The 22,946-nt window shown below is 69.4% G+C and carries 20 protein-coding genes and 1 other RNA gene; 8 read left to right on the top strand and 13 right to left on the bottom strand.

The window, feature by feature from the left end; translation table 11 throughout:
* Positions 1-12: 12 nt before the first annotated feature.
* From J2126_RS11865 to J2126_RS11830, 8 genes are all read right to left on the bottom strand, one after another.
* Positions 13-651, bottom strand: coding sequence for an MBL fold metallo-hydrolase (locus J2126_RS11865; protein WP_245327288.1), 639 nt, complete (start codon positions 649-651; stop codon positions 13-15).
* Between the two features lie 31 nt (positions 652-682).
* Positions 683-1,513, bottom strand: a complete 831-nt coding sequence (locus J2126_RS11860; RefSeq protein WP_209487113.1) for an alpha/beta hydrolase — start codon at positions 1,511-1,513, stop codon at positions 683-685.
* Between the two features lie 33 nt (positions 1,514-1,546).
* On the bottom strand, positions 1,547-2,890 hold the full coding sequence (locus J2126_RS11855) for a DUF3422 family protein (protein ID WP_209487111.1): 1,344 nt from the start codon (positions 2,888-2,890) through the stop codon (positions 1,547-1,549).
* A 129-nt stretch (positions 2,891-3,019) separates the two neighbouring features.
* Positions 3,020-3,274 carry a GCG_CRPN prefix-to-repeats domain-containing protein gene (locus J2126_RS11850; RefSeq protein WP_209487109.1) on the bottom strand — a complete coding sequence of 85 codons (255 nt, stop codon included), beginning with the start codon at positions 3,272-3,274 and terminating at the stop codon, positions 3,020-3,022.
* Positions 3,275-3,383: 109 nt separating this feature from the next.
* Positions 3,384-3,695 carry a GCG_CRPN prefix-to-repeats domain-containing protein gene (locus tag J2126_RS11845; RefSeq protein WP_209487107.1) on the bottom strand — a complete coding sequence of 104 codons (312 nt, stop codon included), beginning with the start codon at positions 3,693-3,695 and terminating at the stop codon, positions 3,384-3,386.
* Complete coding sequence (locus tag J2126_RS11840) at positions 3,695-4,195, bottom strand: Spy/CpxP family protein refolding chaperone (protein WP_209487105.1); 501 nt, start codon at positions 4,193-4,195, stop codon at positions 3,695-3,697. The genes J2126_RS11845 and J2126_RS11840 overlap by 1 nt, the downstream gene beginning before the upstream one ends.
* Before the next feature lie 190 nt (positions 4,196-4,385).
* Positions 4,386-6,932 carry an ABC transporter permease gene (locus J2126_RS11835; RefSeq protein ID WP_209487103.1) on the bottom strand — a complete coding sequence of 849 codons (2,547 nt, stop codon included), beginning with the start codon at positions 6,930-6,932 and terminating at the stop codon, positions 4,386-4,388.
* On the bottom strand, positions 6,929-7,648 hold the full coding sequence (locus J2126_RS11830) for an ABC transporter ATP-binding protein (protein ID WP_209487101.1): 720 nt from the start codon (positions 7,646-7,648) through the stop codon (positions 6,929-6,931). Before J2126_RS11830 ends, J2126_RS11835 begins: the two co-directional genes overlap by 4 nt.
* Between J2126_RS11830 and J2126_RS11825 the strand changes: the two genes are divergently transcribed.
* Together J2126_RS11825 and J2126_RS11820 are read left to right on the top strand one after the other, a co-directional pair.
* Positions 7,647-8,372, top strand: coding sequence for an arylesterase (locus tag J2126_RS11825; protein ID WP_209487100.1), 726 nt, complete (start codon positions 7,647-7,649; stop codon positions 8,370-8,372). The two genes, J2126_RS11830 and J2126_RS11825, sit on opposite strands and share 2 nt — an antisense overlap.
* Positions 8,373-8,535: 163 nt before the next feature.
* The gene (locus J2126_RS11820) at positions 8,536-8,838 is read left to right on the top strand and encodes a hypothetical protein (RefSeq protein ID WP_209487098.1); all 303 of its coding nucleotides are present in this window, start codon (positions 8,536-8,538) and stop codon (positions 8,836-8,838) included.
* A 201-nt stretch (positions 8,839-9,039) separates the two neighbouring features.
* Here J2126_RS11820 and J2126_RS11815 read toward each other — a convergent pair whose 3' ends face one another.
* Positions 9,040-11,046: a c-type cytochrome gene (locus J2126_RS11815; RefSeq protein WP_209487096.1), complete on the bottom strand. Its 2,007-nt coding sequence runs from the start codon at positions 11,044-11,046 to the stop codon at positions 9,040-9,042.
* 172 nt (positions 11,047-11,218) lie between these two features.
* On the opposite strand from J2126_RS11815, the gene ligA reads away from it, so the two are divergent.
* Both ligA and rnpB read left to right on the top strand, forming a co-directional pair.
* The gene (gene ligA / locus J2126_RS11810) at positions 11,219-13,357 is read left to right on the top strand and encodes an NAD-dependent DNA ligase LigA (protein WP_209487094.1); all 2,139 of its coding nucleotides are present in this window, start codon (positions 11,219-11,221) and stop codon (positions 13,355-13,357) included.
* A gap of 48 nt (positions 13,358-13,405) precedes the next feature.
* Positions 13,406-13,776: RNase P RNA component class A (gene rnpB / locus J2126_RS11805), an RNA gene on the top strand.
* 23 nt (positions 13,777-13,799) lie between these two features.
* On the opposite strand, the gene J2126_RS11800 is transcribed toward rnpB, so the two are convergent.
* The 4 genes from J2126_RS11800 to J2126_RS11785 form a co-directional block, all read right to left on the bottom strand.
* Positions 13,800-14,303 carry a DUF3016 domain-containing protein gene (locus J2126_RS11800; protein ID WP_209487088.1) on the bottom strand — a complete coding sequence of 168 codons (504 nt, stop codon included), beginning with the start codon at positions 14,301-14,303 and terminating at the stop codon, positions 13,800-13,802.
* A gap of 33 nt (positions 14,304-14,336) precedes the next feature.
* Entirely contained in the window at positions 14,337-16,763 is a 2,427-nt protein-coding gene (gyrB, locus tag J2126_RS11795; RefSeq protein ID WP_209487086.1) for a DNA topoisomerase (ATP-hydrolyzing) subunit B, read from the bottom strand.
* Between the two features lie 120 nt (positions 16,764-16,883).
* Entirely contained in the window at positions 16,884-17,600 is a 717-nt protein-coding gene (gene queC, locus J2126_RS11790; protein WP_209487084.1) for a 7-cyano-7-deazaguanine synthase QueC, read from the bottom strand.
* Positions 17,601-17,630: 30 nt separating this feature from the next.
* Positions 17,631-17,930: a BolA family protein gene (locus J2126_RS11785; RefSeq protein ID WP_209487082.1), complete on the bottom strand. Its 300-nt coding sequence runs from the start codon at positions 17,928-17,930 to the stop codon at positions 17,631-17,633.
* Positions 17,931-18,183: 253 nt separating this feature from the next.
* On the opposite strand from J2126_RS11785, the gene J2126_RS11780 reads away from it, so the two are divergent.
* The 4 genes from J2126_RS11780 to J2126_RS11765 all read left to right on the top strand — a co-directional run bounded on the left by J2126_RS11780 (position 18,184) and on the right by J2126_RS11765 (position 22,916).
* Positions 18,184-18,795, top strand: coding sequence for a J domain-containing protein (locus J2126_RS11780; protein ID WP_209487080.1), 612 nt, complete (start codon positions 18,184-18,186; stop codon positions 18,793-18,795).
* A gap of 104 nt (positions 18,796-18,899) precedes the next feature.
* Positions 18,900-19,883, top strand: a complete 984-nt coding sequence (gene cobS, locus J2126_RS11775; protein WP_245327287.1) for a cobaltochelatase subunit CobS — start codon at positions 18,900-18,902, stop codon at positions 19,881-19,883.
* Between the two features lie 109 nt (positions 19,884-19,992).
* A complete protein-coding gene (cobT, locus tag J2126_RS11770; protein WP_209487078.1) occupies positions 19,993-21,906 on the top strand; it encodes a cobaltochelatase subunit CobT in 1,914 nt (637 codons plus the stop codon).
* Positions 21,903-22,916, top strand: coding sequence for an esterase-like activity of phytase family protein (locus J2126_RS11765; protein ID WP_209487076.1), 1,014 nt, complete (start codon positions 21,903-21,905; stop codon positions 22,914-22,916). The genes cobT and J2126_RS11765 overlap by 4 nt, the downstream gene beginning before the upstream one ends.
* The last annotated feature ends 30 nt before the right edge of the window (positions 22,917-22,946 follow it).

Raw genomic sequence — 22,946 nt, 5'->3', positions numbered from 1 at the left:
GGCTCCTGAGGATCAGCGCAGGAAGGGATTGTGGGCTTTTTCGTCGCCGATGCTCGTGACAGGACCATGACCGGGCAGGCAGACCATGGTGTCGCCGAGCGGCAGCAGCTTTTCCCTGATGCCCTTGATGAGCAGGTCGGGATCGCCATAGGGGAAGTCGGTCCGCCCCACCGAGCCGCGGAACAGGGTGTCGCCGACGATGGCGAGACCCACCGGGCGATGCACGAACACCATGTGGCCCGGCGTATGCCCCGGCACGTGCAGCACCTCGAGCGACACGTCTCCGACGGTCACCGTGTCGCCCTCGTTCAGATAGAGGTCCGGCGTCACCGACCGGGCGCCCTCGATGCCGTACTTCTGGGCCATGCGGGGAATGTCGTCGATGATGAACTGGTCCTCGGCGCCCGGGCCCTCCACCTTCACGCCGAGGCTCTCGGCCAGTTCGGCGGCGCCGGCGGCGTGGTCTACGTGGCCGTGGGTGAGCAGGATCTTCTCAATCGTCGCGCCGGTCTCGGTGATGGCGGCGCGGATGCGGTCGAGATCGCCGCCGGGGTCGATCACCGCGCCCTTCATGGTCTTGGTGCACCACAGGATGGAGCAGTTCTGCTCGAACGGCGTCACCGGCACGACGGCAATCTGGATGGGCTGCATGAAAGGTCCGTTCTGAGGTGTCGTCCGCCGGTCACTGGGAGATGGCGCGGGCCATCTCCACCAGCCGGCGCACCATGTGCGAGGTGGGATCGGCGAGCGCGTCCACCACGGTGAAGTGGTTGGCGCCCGGCACGTCGAAGGCCTGCGCGGCCACGCCCCCGGCACGCCAGCTGGCGGCGAGGTCATGGGCCTGACGCAGGAATTCCGCGCTCTCCGCGCCGCCGACGAAGGCATCGAAGCTGCGTCCCGCAGGCACCGGCCAGAACGCCGGGGAGAGGCGGCGGGCCTCTTCCGCGTCGAGGCGCAGCGCCTTGTTGATGGAGGTGGGTATCAGCGGCTCCAGCTCATAGACGCCCGAGATACCGAGCCCCGACGGGATAAGATCGTCAGGCGTGTCCACGTCGATTTCGCGCCAGGAGGTGGCGGTGAGTGCCGCCGCGAGATGGCCACCGGCGGAGTGGCCGCACACCACCAGCGGACGCCCGACGAGGCGGTAGAGGGTGATGGCCGCCGCCCGCGCCTGGGCGAGGATGGTGCCCACCGGCACCAGCGGCGCGAGGTCGTAGCCGGCGAACGCCATGGCCACCCCGTGGGCGAGGCAGCCGGCAGCGGCAAAGGTGAAATCGCGCGGGTGCAGGGACTGGAAGTAACCGCCGTGGATGAACAGCACCACCGGCGCCTGCCGGTCGGTGCCGGGCCAGATGATGTCGAGGATCTGCCGCGGCCCCGAGCCATAGGGCGCGCCGAGGTCGGCCGCCACGGCCGCGCCGCGCATGACGGCCGAGCTGTGCGCCCAGCGCTCGAAGATGGCGGGATGGTCCGGCACGCGGGCGCGGTTGTTGTATTCGACCTCGTGGTCCATCGGCCCTCCCCTGACCCTTTCAATCCCCGTGGCTCAATCCTCGTCGCCGTGTGCGCTGCGGATGCGCCGCACCACGGACCAGACACCCAGCAGCGCCAGCGGCACCGCGGCGGCCGTCACCAGCCCGACGTCGAGGTGGATGCCCAGCGTCTTCACGTCGACACCGCTCTCGTGGATGCCTTCGGCGAGATGGTGCACGAGGCTGACGACATAATAGGAAATCGCCGCGACGGACAGGCCCTCGACCGTGCGCTGAAGGCGCAGCTGAAGGCGGGTGCGCTCGTTCATCGAGGTCAGCAGGTCGCGATTCTGCTGCTCCAGCTCCACGTCCACGCGGGTGCGCAGCAGGTCGGCGGCATTGGCGAGCTTCTGGGCGATCTTCTCCTGCCGCTCCTCCAGCGTGAAGCAGGTGCGCATGGCCGGCGCCATGCGGCGGTCGAGGAATTGCTGCCAGGTGGGAAAGCCCGGCACCGACATCTCGCGGATGGTGGCGAGGCGCAGGCGCACGATCTCCATGTAGGCGCGGCTGGCGCCGAACCGAAACAGCGAGGCGGTGGCCCCCGCCTCAAGCTCGGCCGCGAGCGCCACCAGCTCATCCAGCAGGCGGTTGTTGTCGCTGAGGCCCTTGGCAGACATCATCTCGGTGGCGGAGCCGGCCAGTCGCTGCTCGATCCGCGCCACCTCGGGGGCGAGGCGCTGCGCCTCCGGCAGGCCGAGAAGGGCGAGCGTGCGGTAGGTCTCGATCTCCAGCACCCGCTGCACCAATGCGCCGCACGCATCGGCGCCGAGGCCACGGTCGCGCACCAGGATGCGGACGAACCCGGACGGATCGGCCACGAAGTCGGTGGCGATCTCGGCGAAGCCGTCGTTCACGTCGGACCGTGCGAGGCTCGATCGGTCGAATACTTTCTCGAGGAAGAAGTCCTCGGCGGTGTCGCGCAGGAGGTGGAGGTCCACGGCCACCAGCAGCGGGCCGGGCTGCGCCAGCTCGCCAAAGGGGCTGGCCAGCGTCACCGCTGGCGGCTGGAACGGCAGCGCACCGGGCTGAAGGTCAACGGATGGCAGGTCCCAGGTGTAGGTGCAGAATTCGGCATGGCTCTCCCAGCGCAGCTCGGCGCCGCCGAAGGAGACATGGTGATACTTCGCCCCCGGTGCCGGGGCCGGAAGTCCGCGCGCGACGCACAGGGCGGCGAGCGCGGCGCGATCGGCCTGGGCGCCCGCGGCATCCAGCAGGAAGGCCGCATGCAGCATGCGGCGCGGCGCCGAGACCGGCACGAAGGGCCGCGCATGCAGCTCCCTGAGGACAGCCGCGCGCAGCGGGTGGGCGCTCAGCGCCCGCCCTTCGCCGATGACGAGATCCGCCTCGCCTTTTGTCATGATGGCGCCCCCTGCCGTTTTCTCCGTGCTTGCACGGCAGAGCCGCCCGATCAAGCGTGCGGCGCCCGTCCTGTGGTCGCAGCGGACCGGCAGAGGCGCACCTGCTCCTGCGTCAGCGAGGGGCTGGCCTCACCGGCAGACGCGCACCGGACCCCACGGGCCGGGGCGCCACCAGCAGTAGCGCGGCCCCCAATAGGGGCGCCAATAGTTGGGGCGGCAGCCGCCCCAGGGGCCGCGATGCCAGCCGATGCCGCATCCGCCGGCGACCGTCTGGACTGTCCCGAGCCGGTCGAGGGGCTGCGGCGCCGGGAAGGCGGCGGCCGCACCCATGCCGAGCCCGAGGAAGCCGGCGGCGGCAGCGGCGATCAGGATCTGTTTGCGCATGAAGACTCTCCAAATGCCGAGAGCGGGGCGGCGCAAGACGCCGCCGTTTCCTGACGCGAGAGGCAGGACGGCGGACCGGCCGCCGTCCGGAAAATGCTTCAGCGGCGCTTCAGTTGCAAACGCGCACAGCGCCGTAGGGCCCCGCCCGCCACCAGCAGCGCGGCACGGGCGCCACCACCACCGGAGCCGGCGCGACCACGACCGGACGCGGCGCCACGACAACCGCGCCCGGGGCCACATAGACGGCGCCGTTGGGACGGCAGCCGCCCCACGGACCACGATGGAAGCCGATGCCGCAGCCGCCGGCGACGGTCTGCACGGTCGCGACATCAAGGGCCCGCGGCGCCGGGAAGGCGGCGGCAGGCGCGGCCAGCGCGCCGAGCGCCGGCGCGACAAGGGCGAGAAGGGTCAGCGCGCGCATCATTCCTCCTCCTCGAAGATCCACAGCTCGGAGGTGTTGGGCTGCTGGCCGTTGTCATGCACCCCGAGGAAGGTGGGGATGCGGTTGCGCTGGGCGGGGGTCAGCGAGGCCACGAAGGGCTTGGCCGCCTCGACAAAGCTCGCCAGCGCCTTGCCGCGCGCCTGCTCGGCGGCGGCCACGTTGGCGAGCACGTCGAGCACGGTGGCCGGAGGCGGCGCGGAGAGGCGCTTTTCGCGGCGCTCGATGGCGCCCTTCACCGCGTCGCGGATGGAGGCTTCCACCGGCGGCCAGAGCTTCTCCTGGTCGGGGGTCAGACGCAGCACGGTCTTCAGCGCGGCCAAGCGGGCGTCCAGCACGGCCGCCGCGTCTTCGGCGGTGTAGGGCGCGGCGTCGGGGGGAGCGGCGGGCGCCGGCTGGGCGGCCGCGATGCCGCTCGCGAACACCGTGCCGAGGGCGACGGCGGTCGCCGAGGCGAGGGCGAACTGACGGAAAGAGCGCATGTCGTTTGCTCCCTGTGCGGTCCGGCGGAGTGCCGGCCGGTCTGTCCGGGATCGTGCCGGACGCGATGCTCATCCGGTGCCGCGCCGATTCGCGGGGCGTGGTCACGGTGCCATTTTGGTACCATTCCTTCGCGGGCGGGGGTAAAGATTTCGTGGAGCCGGCGAAGAACTCATCACGTCAAATACTTCGCTAAAGGTGCCTCAACACCCGGGCCGGCGGTGCCGAGAGGGCCTTGAGCGTGCCCAGCAGCCCCACCACCAGCGTCACGGCCAGCGCCGCCCCCACCGCGCCGAAGGCGGCAAGCGGCGCGAAGGTGAAGGGGATTTCCATCACCTGCGTGACCACGCCCCAGGCCGCCGCCGTTCCCGCCGCGGTCGCGACGACGGCGGTGGCGAAGCCGAGCCCGGCGTACTCGAGGCCATAGGCGAGGGTCAGCCGCCCACGGGTGGCGCCCAGGGTCTTGAGGATCACCGCATCATAGATCCGCCGCTCCCGCCCGGCGGCGAGCGCACCCGCCAGAACGAGCACCGACGTGATGAGCGTGACGAGGCTCGCCGCGCGGATGCCGAGGGAGAGGTTGTCCAGCATCTTCTGCGCCTCCTCCAGCGTCTCTTTCACCCGCACGGTGGTGATGGCGGGAAAGCGCGCGGCCATGGCTTTGAGCAGCGCGATCTCCCGCGCCGTGTCGCCCCCATCGGGAAAGGCGAGGGTCGCCAGCACCGTATAGGGCGCGCCGGCGAAGGTCGCGGGCGAGAACACCATGACGAAATTGATGCCGAGCCGCTCCCACTTCACCTGCCGCAGATTGGCGATGCGGGCGGTGACGCTGCGACCGAGCACGCTCACCGTCACCGTGTCCCCGAGCGCGAGCCCGAGGCCTGCGGCGAGCTCGCTGTCGAAGGAGACGAGGGGCTCGGTTTCCTCGCCCGTCCACCACCGGCCGGCGACCACGGTGGAGCCGTCGGGAACCGCGGCAGACGAGGAGATGCCGCGGTCGCTTTGCAGAACCCAGGCGGCGTCGGGACGCGGCTTCACCTCCTCGGCGGGCGTGTCCTTCACATGGGTGATGCGGCCGCGCAGCATGGGCACCGACTTCACCACCGCCCCCGGTGCCTGTTCGGCGAGGAAGGCGCGGAAGTCCGCCTCCTCGCTGTTGGGCACGTCCACGAAGAAGAAGCTGGGCGCGCTCTCGCGCACGGGACCGTTCAGCTCGCGGTTGAGGCTGGCGTCGATCAGCGAGATGCCCACCAGCAGCGACAGCCCAAGCCCGAGCGAGAGCACCACCGACGGCGTCAGCGCGCCCGGCCGGTGGATGTTGCCGAGAGCGAGGCGCGCCGCCGCCCCGCGCGGGCGCGGCGCCCGCCGGGCCAGAGCCATCAGGCCGGAGGCGACCAGACGCAGCAGGACGAACACGGCGGCGGCGGCGGCGAGGAAGATGGCGGCGGCCCTTTTGTCGTCGGAGGTGAGAAGGGCGAGCACCACGAGCGCCGCTCCGAGGCCGCCGACCAGCAGCAGATAGGGCAGCGCGATGCGCCGCCGCATCTCGCCGATGCCATCCCTGAACAGCGCCGAGACCCGCGCCTCCTGCGCCCGCGCCAGCGGGATGACCGAGAACACGCCCGCCACCAGCAGCCCATAGAGCGCCGCCCGCATCAGCGCCGCCCCGTCGAGGGTCGGGTTCAGCGGGAACGGCACCAGCGCGCCGATGGCGGCGGCGGCGCCGAAGGGCAGCGCCGCGCCCAGCATCAGGCCGAGCACGATGCCGCAAGCGGCGATGAGGCCGATCTCCGCCCCATAGGTCAGAAACACGTCGCGGCGCGTCGCGCCCACGGCCTTGAGGGTGGCGATCACCTCCAGCTTGCCGGCGAGATGGCTCGACACCGCATTGGCGACGCCCACCCCGCCCACCAGCAGCGCGGTGAGCGCCACAAGGGTGAGGAACTGGCTGATGCGCCCGACATTGCGGGCAAGCTGAGGCGTCGCGCCGTCGCGGGTGCGCACCTCGAAGCCGGCGCGGCCCATGGGCTCGCGCACCTCCTCCATCACCGCCTTGAGCTCTTGCGGCGAAGCATCATCCAGCAGCAGGCGATAGCTCCAGCGCACGAGGCTGCCGGGCTGGATGAGGCCCGTGGCCGGCAGCGCCGCCTGGGAGATGAGGAGGCGGGCACCGAGGCCGACACCGGAGGACAGCTTGTCCGGCTCGCTCGTGAGCGCGGCGCGGACCTCGAACGTGGCATCGCCCACGCGGATGCGCTCGCCGACCTTCAACCCCAGCCGGCCCAGCAGGACGGGATCGGCGACGGCGCCGTACACGCCGCCGTTCTCCCGCAGGGCGTCGGCCACGGACAGGGGCGGATCGAGCCCGACCGTGCCGACGAGAGGATAGGTGCCGTCGACGGCCTTGAGTTCGGCGAGGGTGGCATCGCCCGCCTCGGTCCTGGCCATGGCGCGCAGCAGGGCAACGGAGCCCAGCGTGCCGTGGCGGTCGAGGCTGGCGCGCTCCTCGTCCGTCATCTCCCGCTGCACGACGCTGAAGCCGGCGTCACCGCCGAGGATGGCGCGGCCCTCCCGCTCCAGCCCCTGGGTGAGCGCGCCGGCGAAGGAGCCGATGCCGGCGATGGCGGCGACGCCCAGCACCAGGCAGCCGAGGAAGATGCCGAAGCCGCGCCGCGCCCCGCGCAGCTCCCGGAGAGCGAGGCGCAGCGGCACGGGAAGCCGCGAGGAGGAAAGGCTCATCGGGCGGCCACCTCAAGAGCCATCTTCGTATCCTCCTCGATCACCCCCGAGCGCAGGCGCAGCACCCGGCTGCACCGGCGGGCGAGCGCTGCATCGTGGGTGACGAGCACCAGCGTCGTGCCGCGCGCGCGGTGGACGGAGAAGATGAGGTCCATCACCTGCCGGCCGGTGGCCTCGTCCAGATTGCCGGTGGGCTCGTCCGCCACGAGAATGGGCGGCTCCGGCGCAAGCGCGCGGGCCAGCGCCACGCGCTGCTGCTCGCCACCGGAAAGCTGGCCCGGATAATGCTGTGCCCGGTCGGCGAGGCCCACGTTGGCCAGCTCCTGCCGGGCGCGCTCGAAGGCGTCGGCGCGGCCCGCGAGTTCCAGCGGCACCGCCACGTTTTCCAGCGCGGTCATGGTGGGGATGAGGTGGAAGGACTGGAAGACAATGCCCACATGCCGGCCACGGAAGCGCGCCAGCCGGTCCTCGCCGAGGCGGGTGATGTCCGTGCCGGCGACGCTCACCTGCCCCGCATCCACCCGTTCCAGCCCGGCCATCACCATGAGCAGCGTCGATTTGCCGGAGCCGGACGGACCGACGAGGCCCACGGCCTCGCCTGCCCCGATCTCGACAGAGATGTCCTTCAGGACATGAACCCGGGCCGCCCCCGCCCCGAGGGAAAGGTCCACATGCTTCAGCGCGATGGTGCGAAGCGGAGAGGAAATATCATCCATGCGTGGGTTTGCCGTGCGTCCGGAGCTGCGTTGGGTCGGGCAGGAACGAAGGAAGCACCTGCCGGGTGCGTCATGGGAACGGGCATTTAAGGCGGTGGCGGGGCTGATCGCCGCTTTCCTCGTCTTCACGTTCGCGTCAGGGGCGGAGGCGGCGACCCTGCGCATCGTCGCCTTCGGGGACAGCCTGACGGCCGGCTATGGCATCGCGCGCTCCGCCGCATTCCCCGCCCGCCTCGAAGCCGCGCTCAGGGCGAAGGGGCTGGACGTGAAGGTGGAGAATGCCGGCGTCTCCGGCGAGACGGCGAGCCAGGGCCTCGCCCGCCTCGACTGGTCGGTGCCGCAGGGCACGAACGCAGTGATCGTCGAACTCGGCGCCAACGACATGCTGCGCGGGCTCGACCCGGCGGTGACGCGCAAGGCGCTCACCGAGATCGTCCAGCGGCTGCGCAAGCGCGGCATCACCGTGCTCCTCGCCGGCATGAAGGCCGCGCCCAACATGGGCCAGCCCTATCGCGAGGCGTTCGACAGGATATTCCCGGACATCGCCGCCGCCGAGGGCGTGCTGCTCTATCCCTTCTTCCTGGAAGGCGTTGCTGGCGACCGCGCGCTGAACCTGCCGGACGGGCTCCACCCAACTCCCGAAGGCGTCGACCGCATTGTCTCCGGCATCCTGCCCACGGCGGAGCAATTGGTGGCGCGTGCGCGGGAGGCGAAGGCGCAGTAGCACCGAAGGAATCTGCTCAATTATCGGGCGATATTTTCCTGACCGCGCAACACTTGACTATTTCGCGATCACCCATCTAGATTTCGCCGCTTTTCAGCGGGTCTGCCCCGCCAGTCCAGTTGCGTCCCAGCGTATTTTTCAATGACAGCAGTGAGAAACGATAATGGTCCGGGAATTTGAGTATCAGGGAGAGACCTTTCGCGTCACCGCCCATGGCATCCATGGCCACGAAGAGATCTTCATCGTTCATATCGAGGATGGTGGCGTGGAGGGCGGCGAAATTTCCATCGACCGCATGACCGAGGAGAACGACACCAGCGCGCCCCTCGAAGACATCCTGGTGATGCTCTGCGACAAGCTCATTCCCCAGAGCGACATCAAGGTGCAGGATTCCAGCGCCCCGTTCGCCTGGCGGGAGGGCAACGTGGTGTTCGAGGTCCACGACGGTCTGCAGAGCCACGACTGACGCCTTGGGGCATGGCCGCCCAATCTTTATTGCGGGAAAAAGCAAACGGCCGCCCCGGTTTCCGGAGCGGCCGTTTCACATGAAACACGGTTAACGGTTCCTGAAGCGCCGCCCTCGCCTGCCCCGGCGCGGTGTGCGCCGGGCGTCCGGATCAGGCCGGAGAGGCGGGAGCGGGAAGCCCCGGACGCGCCGGGGCCTGCCTCACTTCTTCTTGGCGGGCGCAGCAGGCGCCGGCGCGGCCGCGGGAGCGGCTTCCACCACGGTCTTCCTCGGCGGCAGCAGCTGGAGGGTCTGCACGGCCTGGCCGGCGAACTGGTTGAGCAGCGCATTCTGCTCCGCCACCGAGGTCTTCACCTGCGCCACCGTCCGGCAGTAGGACGCGATGAGCGCGTTGGCGACATCCGCCGGCCGCGCCTTCGGGTTCTGCTGGTAGAGGGTGGTCGCCGCCGAGGCGATGGCCGCGCCCTGCATGGGGGGCTTCACGCCGGTGAGCAGCTTCGCCGCCCCCGCCGAGAGGTCGGCCGGCACCGCCTTGCCGTCATCGGCCGGGCAGGCGAGCTTGTCGGCGAGGCTGGCGGGCTCCTTCAGCACGAGGCCGGGGCCGACCGGCAGCGCCCAGGCGATGGGCTGGCTGTCCACCGGGCCGGACACGGTGCGGCGGGACACTTCCATGGCCGCCTGGAGGGTGAAGCGGCGCAGCTCCGCCGTCTTCTGCCAGTCGGGCGCTTTGCTCTTGGCCACCACCGGGCAATAGGCGGCGGTGAGGGCATCCACGATCGTGCCGGAGCCGGACGAGCCGGAGGCGGCCTTGTAGGTGTCCACCATCATGGGAATGGAGCGCTGGCCGCCCGCCATCATGGCCGAGAGCGCGGCCACCGCCTTCGCATCGGGACCATCCGAGCCGGGGGCGCCGCCCACGTCGGGACAGGTGAAGGCGGAGGCGGCCTGCGTGCCGTAGTCCGGCACCTTGGCCGTGGCGCGCCAGGCGGCGACCATGGAGGCGTTCACGTTCGGCGGGGCGGTATTGCCCCACGAGGTGCGCACGTAGTTGGCGAGGTCGGCGATCTGCTGGTCATCCAGCCGTCCGGCGAAGGAGGGCATGGCGCCGTAGGTGCCGCCAGGGGGCAGGCCGCCGAGCACGGCCATGATGATGTTGTAGGGCTCCGCCGCGACCACGGCCGGATTGCCCGCAAGCGCGGGGATGGTGTCGCCGCGACCCGCGCCCTTGTCCATGTGGCAGACGGCGCAATTGTCGATGTAGAGCTTGGAGGCCCGCGCATAGACGTCAGCCGAAAGCGGCGACGCCTTCTGCACCGCCGGCTTGTCGGCCGGGGGCGGGGCATCGAACAGATAGGTGACGAGGGCGGCGCGGTCGTCCGCGGTGAGCTTGCTCAGGGAATCGTGGATCACCTCGGCCATGGGGCCGAACACCGACGTCTTGCCCGGCGCGGAGCCGGAGGCGAAGAAGCTGGCAAGGGTCTCCGGCGTCCAGGTCTTCTTGAGCGAGGCGGTGTCGATGTCCGGTGCCCAGAAGCCGTCGATGTCGGCGCCCAGGAAGGCGGCCTTGGCCTTGGTCGCGCCCATCAGGTTGCGCGGGGTGTGGCAATCGCCGCAATGGCCAAGCGCGTTGACGAGATAGGCGCCGCGATTCCACGCATCGCTCTTGCCCGCGGTCGGGTGGAAGCGACCCTGATCGAAGAACAATTCGCGCCACGCCAGCATGCCGAGGCGGATGTTGAAGGGGAATTCCAGCTGGTTGTCCGGCGGGGTGTTGGGGACCGGCGGAATGGCGCGGACATAGGCCCACAGGGCCTTCATGTCGTCGTCGGTGATCTGCGTGTACGCGTCGAACGGCATGGCCGGATAGAGATAGGCGCCGTCCCTGCGGATGCCGTTGCGCACGGCGTTCACGAACTCATCGTAGGTCCACTTGCCGATGCCGGTGGTGCGGTCGGACGTGATGTTGGGCGAGTAGATGGCGCCAAAAGGCGTATTGAGCGCGAGGCCCCCGGCGAAAGGCTTGGACTTGTCGCCCGTATGGCAGGGCATGCAGTCCGCCGCCTTGGCGATGTATTCGCCGCGCGCGACCAGCGCCGGATCGGCCGAGGGGTCGGGAGCAAACTGCGCCAGGGCCGGCGACGCGGCGCCGAGAAAGGTGGCGGCGGCAAGCGCCGCAAGCCGGCGCGTGTAACGGGACACCCTGACCATTTCATCCCCCATGTTCATCCCCCATGAGATTCGCTTCGGCGTACCTTAGACATTTTTCAGGAAGGCGACATTGATCGAAAATCGTCCAGCGCGATTGAACGAAACTCCGGCGGAGTGGATATAGCTCAAGCCCCCGCCGGCGACGGCGGACGCCTGCCGGGAACCGCCGACGATGACCAAGCCCGCCTTGCCCCTACGTTCCCTGAACGTGGAGGATCTCTCTCCCTCCGACGCCGCCGCCGAGCACGCGGCCCTCGCCGAGGAGATCAAGGGCCACGACGCGGCCTATTATCGTGAGGACGCGCCCCTCGTCTCCGATGCCGAATATGACGCCCTGCGGCGCCGATACGAGGCCATCGAAGCGCGCTTTCCCGGCCTCGTGGGCGAGGACAGCCTTTCGGCCAAGGTGGGCGCGGCGCCCTCGGAAAAATTCGGCAAGGTGGTGCATGGCGTGCCCATGCTCTCGCTGCAGAACGCCTTTTCCGATGATGAGGTCGAGGAGTTCGTGGCGCGGGTGAAGCGCTTCCTCGGTCTCGGTGCTGAGGAGGTGGTGGCGTTCACCTCGGAGCCGAAGATCGACGGGCTCTCCTGCTCGCTCCGCTATGTGGAGGGGCGTCTCGAGGTCGCCGCCACCCGCGGCGACGGATCGGAAGGCGAGGATGTCACCGCCAATGTGCGCACCATCGCCGACATCCCCAACCGGCTCCATGGCGCCGGCGTGCCTGATATCATCGACGTGCGTGGCGAGATCTACATGGCGAAGGCCGATTTCGAGGCGCTGAACGCCCGGCAGGCGGCGGCCGAGGAGAAAGTGTTCGCCAATCCGCGCAACGCCGCCGCCGGCTCCCTGCGTCAGCTCGACCCCGCCATCACCGCGTCCCGGCCGCTGAAATTCTTCGCCTATGCCTGGGGCGAGGCGACGCCGCTGCCGGCCGAGACCCAGCACGGCATGGTGGAGGCTTTCGCCCGCTGGGGCTTTGCCACCAACCCGCTCATGGTGCGCGTGACCAGTGCGGCGGAGCTGATCGCCCATTACCGCTCCATCGAGGCGCAGCGGGCGAGCCTGCCCTATGACATCGACGGTGTGGTCTACAAGGTGGACCGGCTCGATTTGCAGCGCCGCCTCGGCTTCGTCTCCCGCTCGCCGCGCTGGGCCATCGCCCACAAGTTTCCGGCCGAGCAGGCGACCACCGTGCTGGAGGCCATCGACATCCAGGTGGGTCGCACCGGCGCCCTCACCCCGGTGGCGAAGCTGATGCCGGTGACGGTGGGCGGCGTGGTGGTGGCCAATGCCACCCTGCACAACGAGGACGAGATCGCCCGCAAGGACATCCGCGTCGGCGACACGGTGGTGGTGCAGCGCGCCGGCGACGTGATCCCGCAGGTGGTGCGCGTCATCACCGAGAAGCGGCCGGCGGAATCGAAGCCATACGAATTCCCCACGCTCTGCCCCGCCTGCGGCTCCCATGCGGTGCGCGAGGTGGACACCAAGACCGGCAAGGTGGACGCGGTGCGCCGCTGCACCGGCGGCCTCATCTGCCCGGCGCAGATGGTGGAGCGGCTGCGCCACTTCGTGTCGCGCAACGCCTTCGACATCGAGGGATTGGGCGAGAAGCAGGTGCGCGCCTTCTACGACTGGGGGCTGATCGCCTCGCCGGCCGACATCTTCACGCTGGAAGCGCGCAACAAGGAGGGCCTCCGGCGGCTGGAAAACCGGGAGGGCTGGGGCAAGACCTCGGCGGCCAACCTGTTCGTCGCCATCCAGTCCCGCCGCAACGTGGCGGTGGACCGCTTCGTCTTCGCCCTTGGCATCCGCCATGTGGGCGAGACCAACGCCAAGCGCCTCATGCGCCATTACGGAACGGTGGAAGCACTGGAGGCCGGCGCGCTGGCCGCCGTCATCCCCGGCGAGGAGCACCCCAAGGGCAATGACGCCTGGCAGGAGATGCTGGCCATCGACGGTGTGGGCGACGTGGTGGCGGAAGCCGTCATCGAGTTCTTCCACGAGCCGCGCAACCGCGAGGTGGTCGCGGCCCTGCTGGCGGAAGTGACGCCTGCACCCATGGAGCGCGTGGCCGCCGAAAGCCCGGTGGCGGGCCAGACCGTGGTGTTCACCGGGTCGCTGGAGAAGATGACCCGCGACGAAGCCAAGGCCATGGCCGAGCGGCTGGGGGCGAAGGTGGCGGGCTCCGTTTCCGCCAAGACCGATCTCGTGGTCGCCGGGCCCGGCGCTGGCTCCAAGCTGGAGAAGGCGCAGGCGCTGGGGGTGAAGGTCATCACCGAGGACGAGTGGTTCGAGCTGGTGGGGTGAGGGAGGAAGTTCTTGACGCCCCGCCCCTGAACCCCCATTCCTCCCCGACCAGCCGGCCGGGCGGCCGCGGCATTTCGGTGTCGAGGAAAGTCCGGGCTCCACGCAGACACGGTGCCGGATAACGTCCGGCGGGGGCGACCCCAGGGAAAGTGCCACAGAAATCAAACCACCCATGCGTGCATGGGCCAGGGTGAAACGGTGGGGTAAGAGCCCACCGCGCGACCGGCAACGGGAGCGGCACGGCAAACCCCACCGGGAGCAAAGTCGAATAGGGACGGCACGGGCAACCACCCCTGTCTACGGGGCGCCGTCCGGGTTGACTGCTAGAGGCGCCGGGCAACCGGCGTCCCAGAGGAATGGTCGCCACGCGGGCGGAAACGCCCGCCGTACAGAACCCGGCTTACAGGCCGGCTGGTGTTTTCCCGACCGGCCCCCGTCACTGCTACATGCCGCGCGGCGGCTCCAGGCGCACGAAGCGGCGGCGGAACCAATCCTCCAGCATGGCCGTCTCGAACGGGAAGCGCCCCGCATTCCGGGCGGAGGGATTCATCATGTAATTGATGTCGGTCACCGTCTCGGTAGCGGCGAAGACGACCTTGCCCTTTTCGCGCAGCGTGTAGCGCATCTTGAACCGCGGTGGAGTGATGTCGCGCAGGATGCGGACCTCACCCCAGCCGCCCCGGCGCCAGGGCTCGTATTCCCCGGCGAGTTCGATGTCGAGAACCTCCAGGGCAAGGGTCTGGTCCGGCTTGAGATCGCGCGCGCCGAGCCGCGCGAAGAGGCTCGCAAAGCTCGCGATGATGCTCTCGCGCTCGGCGGGGAGGCGGAAATCGCCGTCCGAATAGCGCTCGGGGTGGACAAAACGCACCGAGATGCCCGCCGCCGCCGGGGCCGCGGGCAGAAGGATGGCGAGCGCCGCGAGGAGCACAATCATCGGCGTCTTCATGGCCTCACCTCCTGCGGCGGGCCGGGACGTGCCTCACACGTCCACGCTGGCCCTGAGCGCATTCTCCTGGATGAACTCGCGGCGAGGCTCCACCGTGTCGCCCATCAGGCGGCTGAAGAGGTCGTCGGCGGCGTCGACTTCCTTCACGCGCACCTGGAGGAGGGAGCGGGCGTTGATGTCCAGCGTCGTCTCCCACAGCTGCTCGGGGTTCATCTCGCCGAGGCCTTTGTAGCGCTGCAGCGAGAGGCCCTTGCGGCCGGAATCGGTGACGGCGTCGAACAGGTCCACGGCGCCGAACAGAACCTGCTCGTCGCTGCGGCGCTTCAGGGTCGCGGCGGCGGCGAACACGCCGTCGAGGTCGCGGGCGAGGGTGTCGAGCCGGCGCGCCTCGGGGGAGGCGATGAAGGCATGGTCGAGCCGCGCCACCTCGGCGACGCCGCGCACCGTGCGGGAGAAGACATAGCCGGTCTCGTCGCAGAGGCCGGTCCAGCCGCGCTCGGTCTCGTCCGCCAGCGCATCGAGGCGGCGGGCCACCTCGGCCGCGGCGGCGGAGCCGGTGGCTGCGTCTTCCAGCGCAGCGGGGGCGAAGGCGCCCGCCAGCGCCGCCTGCTCGGCCACCGCACGGTTGTAGCGGGGATGGAGCGCGGAAAGGGCGCTGCGCAGCTGGCGCGACACGTCCACCACATGAGCGAGGTCGGCACCGGTGCGCACCTCGCCGGAGGCGAGATGGAGCGAGGCTTCCTCGAGGCCGGTGGTGATGAGGTAGTCCTCCAGCGCCTTCTCGTCCTTGAGGTAGGTCTCGGACTTGCCGCGCGCCACCTTGTAGAGCGGCGGCTGTGCGATGAAGAGGTGGCCCGCGTCCACGATCTCCGGCATCTGCCGGAAGAAGAAGGTGAGCAGCAGGGTGCGGATATGGGCGCCGTCCACGTCGGCGTCCGTCATGATGATGATCTTGTGGTAGCGCAGCTTCTCGAGATTGAAGTCGTCCCGGCCGATGCCGGTGCCGAGCGCGGTGATGAGCGTGCCAATCTGCTCGGACGACAGCATCTTGTCGAAGCGGGCGCGCTCCACGTTGAGGATCTTGCCGCGCAGCGGCAGCACGGCCTGGAAGGCGCGGTCGCGGCCCTGCTTGGCGGAGCCGCCGGCCGAGTCACCCTCGACGATGAAGATCTCGGACTTGGCCGGGTCCTTCTCCTGGCAGTCGGCGAGCTTGCCGGGGAGCGAGGCCACGTCCAGCGGGCTCTTGCGGCGGGTGAGGTCGCGCGCCTTGCGGGCGGCTTCGCGGGCGGCGGCGGCTTCCACCACCTTGCCGATCACGCTCTTCGCCTCGACCGGATTCTCCTCGAACCAGTTGGCGAGTGCCTCGCCCACGAGGTTCTCCACCACCGGACGGACCTCGGAGGACACGAGCTTGTCCTTGGTCTGGGAAGAGAACTTCGGGTCAGGCACCTTCACCGAGAGCACGGCGGTCAGGCCCTCGCGGCAATCCTCGCCGGTGGGGTCGACCTTCTCCTTCTTGGAGATGCCGGAGGTGTTGGCGTAGCCCAGCACCTGCCGCGTCAGCGCGGCGGCAAAGCCCGTGAAGTGGGTGCCGCGGTCACGCTGGGGGATGTTGTTAGTGAAGCACAGCACGTTCTCGTGGTAGCCATCGTTCCACGAGAGCGCGGCCTCCACCGTGATGCCGTCCTTCTCGGCGCGGATCACCACGGGCTTGGCGATGAGGGCGGTCTTGTTGCGGTCGAGATACTTCACGAAGGCCTCGACGCCGCCCTCGTAATGCAGTTCCTCGCGCTTCGGCTCGGGGCCACGCGCGTCGGTGAGCACGATCAGCACGCCGGAATTGAGGAAGGCCAGCTCGCGCAGGCGGTGCTCCAGCGTCGCGTAGTCGAACTCGATGCGGGTGAAGGTCTGCGGGCTCGGCGTGAAGGTCACCTTGGTGCCGCGCTTGCCGGCCGGCGCCGGCCCCACCACCTTCAGCGGCGCCTCGGCGTCGCCGTGGCGGAAGCGCATGAAGTGCTCCTTGCCGTCGCGCCAGATGGTGAGGTCCAGCGTGGTGGACAAGGCGTTGACCACCGAGACGCCCACGCCGTGGAGGCCGCCGGAGACCTTGTAGGAATTCTGGTTGAACTTACCGCCCGCGTGCAGCTGGGTCATGATGACCTCGGCGGCGGAGACGCCCTCCTCCGGATGGAGGTCGGTGGGGATGCCGCGGCCGTCGTCGGTCACGGTCACGGAGCCGTCAGCCTCCAGCGTGACGGTGACTTCCTTCGCCCAGCCGGCCAGGGCCTCGTCGATGGCGTTGTCCACCACCTCGTAGACCATGTGGTGCAGGCCCGAGCCGTCGTCCGTGTCACCGATGTACATGCCGGGACGCTTGCGGACCGCATCGAGGCCCTTGAGCACCTGGATGGACTGGGCGCCGTAGTCGTCGGGGGACGCGGCGGGCACGGGTTCGACCATGGAAACTTCCGATTCGGTTCTGGTGCGTGTTGCAAATCTAGCGCAAAGCGGCGGCTATTTGGTGGCGGTCGCGCTTGTTTTCCTGCGTTTTCCAAGGCTCGACGGCCATTTAGGGGCCATTCAGCCGGCGCGGTAGCGTGCAAATCCATCCGCGCGCAACCTGCAGGCGGGGCATTCGCCGCAGCCGTAGCCCCAGGCGTGGCGGTGGCCGCGGTCGCCGAGATAGCAGGTGTGGGTCTCCTCGACGATGAGATCCACCAGCAGACGCCCGCCCAGATGCTCGGCGAGGCGCCAGGTCTCGGCCTTGTCGATCCACATGAGCGGCGTGTGGAGGACGAAGCGCTTCTCCATGCCGAGGTTGAGCGCCACCTGCATGGCCTTGATGGTGTCGTCCCGGCAGTCGGGATAGCCGGAGAAGTCCGTCTCGCACATGCCGCCGACGATGTGCCGCAGTCCCCGGCGATAGGCGAGGGCGGCGGCGAAGGTGAGGAACACGAGGTTGCGGCCGGGCACGAAGGTGTTCGGCAGGCCGCTCGTTTCCATGTGTAGGGCGACGTCCCGGGTGAGCGCCGTGTCCGAGATCTGGCCGAGTACCGGCAGGTCCAGCACATGGTCGTCGCCGAGCCGCGCGGCCCAGAGCGGGTTGAGGGCGCGGAAGGCGGCGCGCAGCACGGGGCGACGCTCCAGCTCCACCGCGTGGCGCTGGCCGTAGTCGAAGCCCAGCGTCTCCACCCGGCCGAAGCGCTCCAGCGCATAGGCGAGGCAGGTGGCGGAATCCTGCCCGCCGGAGAAGAGGACGAGCGCGCCCTCCTCCCGATGCAACGCGGCCTCAGCCATGGGCGGCCAATCCCTTGACCGGCTTCAAGGTCATTCGCCGGGGGCCTTGGCCTCGATGGCGAGGGCGTGCAGGCCGCGCGCGATCTCGCCCTGAAGCAGGCCGTTGACGATGCGGTGGCGCTCCACCCGGCTCTTGCCGGTGAAGCTCGGCGAGACGACCCGCACCCTGAGGTGGGTGATGCCGCCGTCGCCGCGGTTGGCGCCCTTGTGGTCGTGCATCACGCCGGCATGGCCCGCGTGCTTGTGGCTCTCGTCCTCCAGTTCGAGGGCGAGGGGGGTAAGGCCGGCCTCAAGGGTCTGGCGGATGGAGGCAAGAGACGTTTCGGTCATGATGAAAAAGCTTCTGTGCAATGGATATGGACCAAAGGGGCGGCCGGTTATGGCGCTCCCGCGTGAGCGGCATTATATGGGGCTTGTCGCGGCCTGCCACCCTCGGCCGTGACGAGGCCGGCTCAGCCGTCTCACCGCCCCGACCCATTGCCCCGAACGCATCCCCTGCTACCCCCGTGGACCTGCGCTTTCTAAACGCGCTGCACCGCAATTCCTTGCCGCGTCGCGGAACGGCGCCCATAATCGACCAGCCATGAAACTCGACTCCCCCCTTTTCGACCGCATCCGGGTCAAGCCCGCCGACGAACGGCCCCGTAGCCGGATGTCGCTGACGGGCTGCCAATGGCCGGGCTGCACGGCGGAGGGCTCGCACAAGGCGCCCAAGGGGCGGCATCAGGAAGGCCAGTACTGGTCGTACTGTCTCGACCATGTGAAGGCCTACAACCAGTCCTACAACTATTTCTCGGGCATGACCGACGATGCGGTGTATGCTTACCAGAAGGATGCGCTGACCGGCCATCGCCCCACCTGGAAGATGGGCATGAAGGGCGCCGGCGGCCGCCGGGCGGGCGCGGAAGCCACCGACGGCATGCGCGACCCCTTCGGATTCACGGCCGAGATGGGCGCCACCTTTCAGGCCGACCGGCCGGAGCCCAACGGCAAGATCGTGCGCACCGCGGAGCGGCGGGCGCTGGAGGTGATGGGCCTCGAAATGTCGGCCAGCCCGGTCGAGATCAAGGCCCGCTACAAGGAACTGGTGAAGCTGCACCACCCCGACGCGAACGGCGGCGACCGTTCCTCGGAGGATCGCCTGCGCAGCGTCATCCAGGCCTACAACAGCCTCAAGCAGGCAGGATTCTGCTGAGCGGTCCTCAGGATCGCCGGCGACGCGGAGGCGGCCCAAAAGACCGCGCCGTGATGGACATGGGACACGAAAAGGGGCGCGCGGGGCGCGCCGACGGAGGAGTTATGAGCGGTTTGGAGACCACTGCCCCGATGCCGGACATGAAGGTGTCGGTTCGCCAGACGTTCGGCATCGATATCGACATGGAGGTCCCGGCCTACTCCGAAGCCGACCCGCATGTGCCGGAGCTGGACCCGGACTATCTGTTCGATCGGCCGACCACCCTCGCTATCCTCGCCGGCTTCGCCCGCAACCGCCGGGTGATGGTCACCGGCTTCCACGGCACCGGCAAGTCCACGCACATCGAGCAGGTGGCGGCGCGGCTGAACTGGCCGTGCGTGCGCATCAACCTCGACAGCCACATCTCGCGCATCGACCTGATCGGCAAGGACGCGATCGTGGTGAAGGATGGCCTGCAGGTCACCGAATTCCGCGACGGCATCCTGCCCTGGGCCTACCAGAACAACGTCGCCCTCGTGTTCGACGAATATGACGCCGGCCGCCCGGACGTCATGTTCGTGATCCAGCGCGTGCTGGAGTCTTCCGGCCGCCTGACCCTGCTGGACCAGAGCCGGGTGATCCGCCCCCACGGCGCCTTCCGGCTGTTCGCCACCGCCAACACCATCGGCCTCGGCGACACCACCGGCCTCTATCACGGCACCCAGCAGATCAACCAGGCGCAGATGGACCGCTGGTCCATCGTGACCACGCTGAACTATCTCGCCCACGACAAGGAAGTGGACATCGTCCTTGCCAAGGCGAAGCACTTCCAGAACGCGGAAGGCCGCGACACGGTGAACCGCATGGTCCGCCTCGCCGACCTCACCCGGCAGGCGTTCATGAATGGCGATCTCTCCACCGTCATGAGCCCGCGCACGGTCATCACCTGGGCCGAGAACGCGGACATCTTCCGCGACATCGCATTCTCGCTGCGCGTGACGTTCCTCAACAAGTGCGACGAGCTGGAGCGTCCGCTGGTGGCGGAGTTCTACCAGCGCTGCTTCGGCCAGGAGCTGGCCGAGAGCACCGTCAACGTCGCCTTGTCCTGAACGGGTGCGGCTCAGCCGCGCCTCGCATTGAACAGGCTGCGCCATGGCGCAGCCTGTCGCCCCGCAAGAAGCGCCGCTTGACGGCGCAAGAGCCGAAGAAGCACGCGCCATGGCCACCAACCGCACCACCGGCAAGGCCCCCAAGGAAGCGCCGTCCGAGCCGTTCAAGCGCGCCGTCACCGGCTGCTTCAAGGCCATCGCCGGCGTCTCCGAGTTCGAGGTGTCCTTCGCCTCCGAGCGCCCCGCGCTGGGGCCGGACCGGGTGCGCCTGCCCGAGCCGCCGCGCCGCTTCTCGCTCCAGGATGCGGCCATCGTGCGCGGCCATGCGGACTCGCTCGCCTTGCGTCGCGCCTGTCATGATCCCGGCGTCCATCGCAAGATGCTGCCCCAGGGCGAGGTCGCGCGCGGCGTGTTCGAGGCGGTGGAGCAGGCGCGGGTGGAGGCCATCGGCGGCAACCGCATGCCGGGCGTGAAGCGCAACCTCGCGGCCATGCTGCAGGATCGCTACCACCGCGCCAATTATGCCGACATCACCGAGCGCTCCGAGGCCCCCATCGCCGATGCGGTGGCCCTGATGGTGCGCGAGCGCCTGACCGGCGAGCCGCCGCCGCCCGATGCCCGCCGCGTGGTGGACCTCTGGCGTCCCTTCATCGAGGAGCGGGCGGCCGGCGACCTCGCGCGGCTCATCGACAGCATCGAGAACCAGAAGAAGTTCGGCGAGGTGGCCCGCGATCTCCTCGCCTCCCTCGACATGGGCGAGGAAAGCGGCCTCGACACCGAGCAGGAGCCCGAGGAGGCCGAGAACGAGGGCGGCGCCGACGAGCAGGGCGGGGAGAACGGCGAAAGCCGCGAGGACGACAGCCAGCAGGGCGCGACCGAGATGGAGGCCGAGCTTTCCGAGGAGGAGATGCCCGACTCTGCCGCCCAGAGCGAGGCCGCGCCCCCCGCCGACGTGCCGGACGGCACCGAGATGGGCGACAGCGAGGAGCCGGCCGAGCCGTGGTCGCCCCGCCCGCCGGTGACGCACGACAATCGCGGGCCGGAATACCACGCCTTCACCACCAAGTTCGACGAGGAGACCTCCGCCGAAGACCTGTGCGATCCGGAGGAACTGACGCGGCTGCGGTCCTATCTCGACAAGCAGCTCGCCAATCTCCAGGGCGTCGTGGCGCGCCTCGCCAATCGCCTTCAGCGCAAGCTGCTGGCGCAGCAGAACCGCGCCTGGGAATTCGACCTGGAAGAGGGGGTGCTCGATCCCGCGCGCCTGCCGCGCGTCATCATGGACCCCATGGCGGCGCTCTCCTTCAAGCGCGAGCGCGACACCGACTTCCGCGACACGGTGGTGACGCTGCTCATCGACAATTCGGGCTCCATGCGCGGCCGGCCCATCACCGTGGCCGCCACCTGCGCCGACATCCTCGCCCGCACGCTGGAGCGCTGCGGCGTGAAGGTGGAGGTGCTGGGCTTCACCACCCGCGCCTGGAAGGGCGGCCAGTCCCGCGAGGCCTGGCTCGCCGCCGGCAAGCCCGCCGCCCCCGGCCGCCTCAACGACCTCAGGCACATCATCTACAAATCGGCCGACGCCCCGTGGCGCCGGGCGCGCCGCAACCTCGGCCTGATGATGCGCGAGGGCCTGCTCAAGGAGAATATCGACGGGGAGGCGCTGGACTGGGCGCACAAGCGCCTGCTCGCCCGCACCGAGGCCCGGCGCATCCTGATGATGATCTCCGACGGCGCACCGGTGGATGATTCCACTCTCTCGGTGAACGCCGGCAATTATCTGGAGCGGCACCTGCGCCACATTATCACCGAGATCGAGACGCGCTCGCCGGTGGAGCTGATCGCCATCGGCATCGGTCACGACGTGACGCGCTATTACCGCCGCGCCGTCACCATCGTGGATGCCGAGGAGCTGGGCGGGGTGATGACCGAAAAGCTCGCCGAGCTGTTCGAGGAGACGCCCGGAGGTGCCGGCCGGGGAAGCGCTGGCCGGGCGCCGGGGCGCGGCGGCCGACTGCATTGAGGCGTCGCCTGCGTTTCGCAGCCTTTGTCGCCGCCGGGCTGCTCGGCGGCGCATTCCTGTTCAATCTCGCCTTCTCCAAGCCGGGCGCGCTGCCGCCCGAGCCGGTCGCGATCACGGTCACGGCGCAGCCTGTCGCCGCCTTCAAGCGGGGGGACGAACTTGCGCAGTTCGGTCCGCTGCGCTTCCTCGGCGGTCTGGTGCTGACCTCCCCCTTCCCCGGCTTCGGCGGCATCTCCGGCTTCGCGCTGGAGCAGGACGGGCATTTCCTCGCCATCACCGATGCCGGCCTGTTCCTTTCCGGCCGCCTGGCGACGGAGAATGACCGCCCCACCGGGCTCGCCGACGTCAAGGCCGCAGCGCTGCTCGATACCGAGGGGCGGGTGCAGGCGGACAACGCGCGCGAGGATGTGGAATCCGTCACACTGGCGCCCGATGCCGCCTATGTGGCGATGGAGACCATCAACGAGATCTGGCGCTATCCGCGCGATCCTCTCGGCAAGCCGGGCAAGCTGGTGCCGGCTCCGGCCATCAAGGGGCTGCGTCGCAACACCGGCCTCGAAAGCCTTGCCTACATGCCCTCCGGCCCGCTCAAGGGCGCGCTCGTCGCCATCGGCGAGGAGGGAGCGAGGAAGGCCGATGATCTGCCCGGCTTCATCATCGGCGGGGCGGCGCCCGGCACCTTCACCGTCGCCAAGAGCGGCCCGTTCGACGCCACCGACCTCGCCTTGGGGCCGGACGGTAATTTCTACCTCCTGGAGCGCCATTACACGCCGCTGGACGGCGTGAGCATGCAGATCCGCCGCTTCCCCGCCGGCGAGGTGAAGCCCGGCGTGCGCATCACCGGAGAGGTGCTGGGCCGCTTCGACATGGGCTATGAGATCGATAATATGGAAGGCCTCGGCGTCACCCGTGCCGCCTCGGGCGAGATCCTGCTGACGCTCATCTCCGACGACAATTTCAGCCCCCTCCAGCGCACCATCCTGCTGCGCTTCGCGGTATCGGGGGACTGAGGCTCCCCTGTTCCGCGGACCAGCGACGGC

The organism is Xanthobacter flavus, from assembly GCF_017875275.1.
GTDB lineage: Bacteria > Pseudomonadota > Alphaproteobacteria > Rhizobiales > Xanthobacteraceae > Xanthobacter > Xanthobacter flavus_A.
This window is presented reverse-complemented; position numbering and strand designations above follow the sequence as displayed.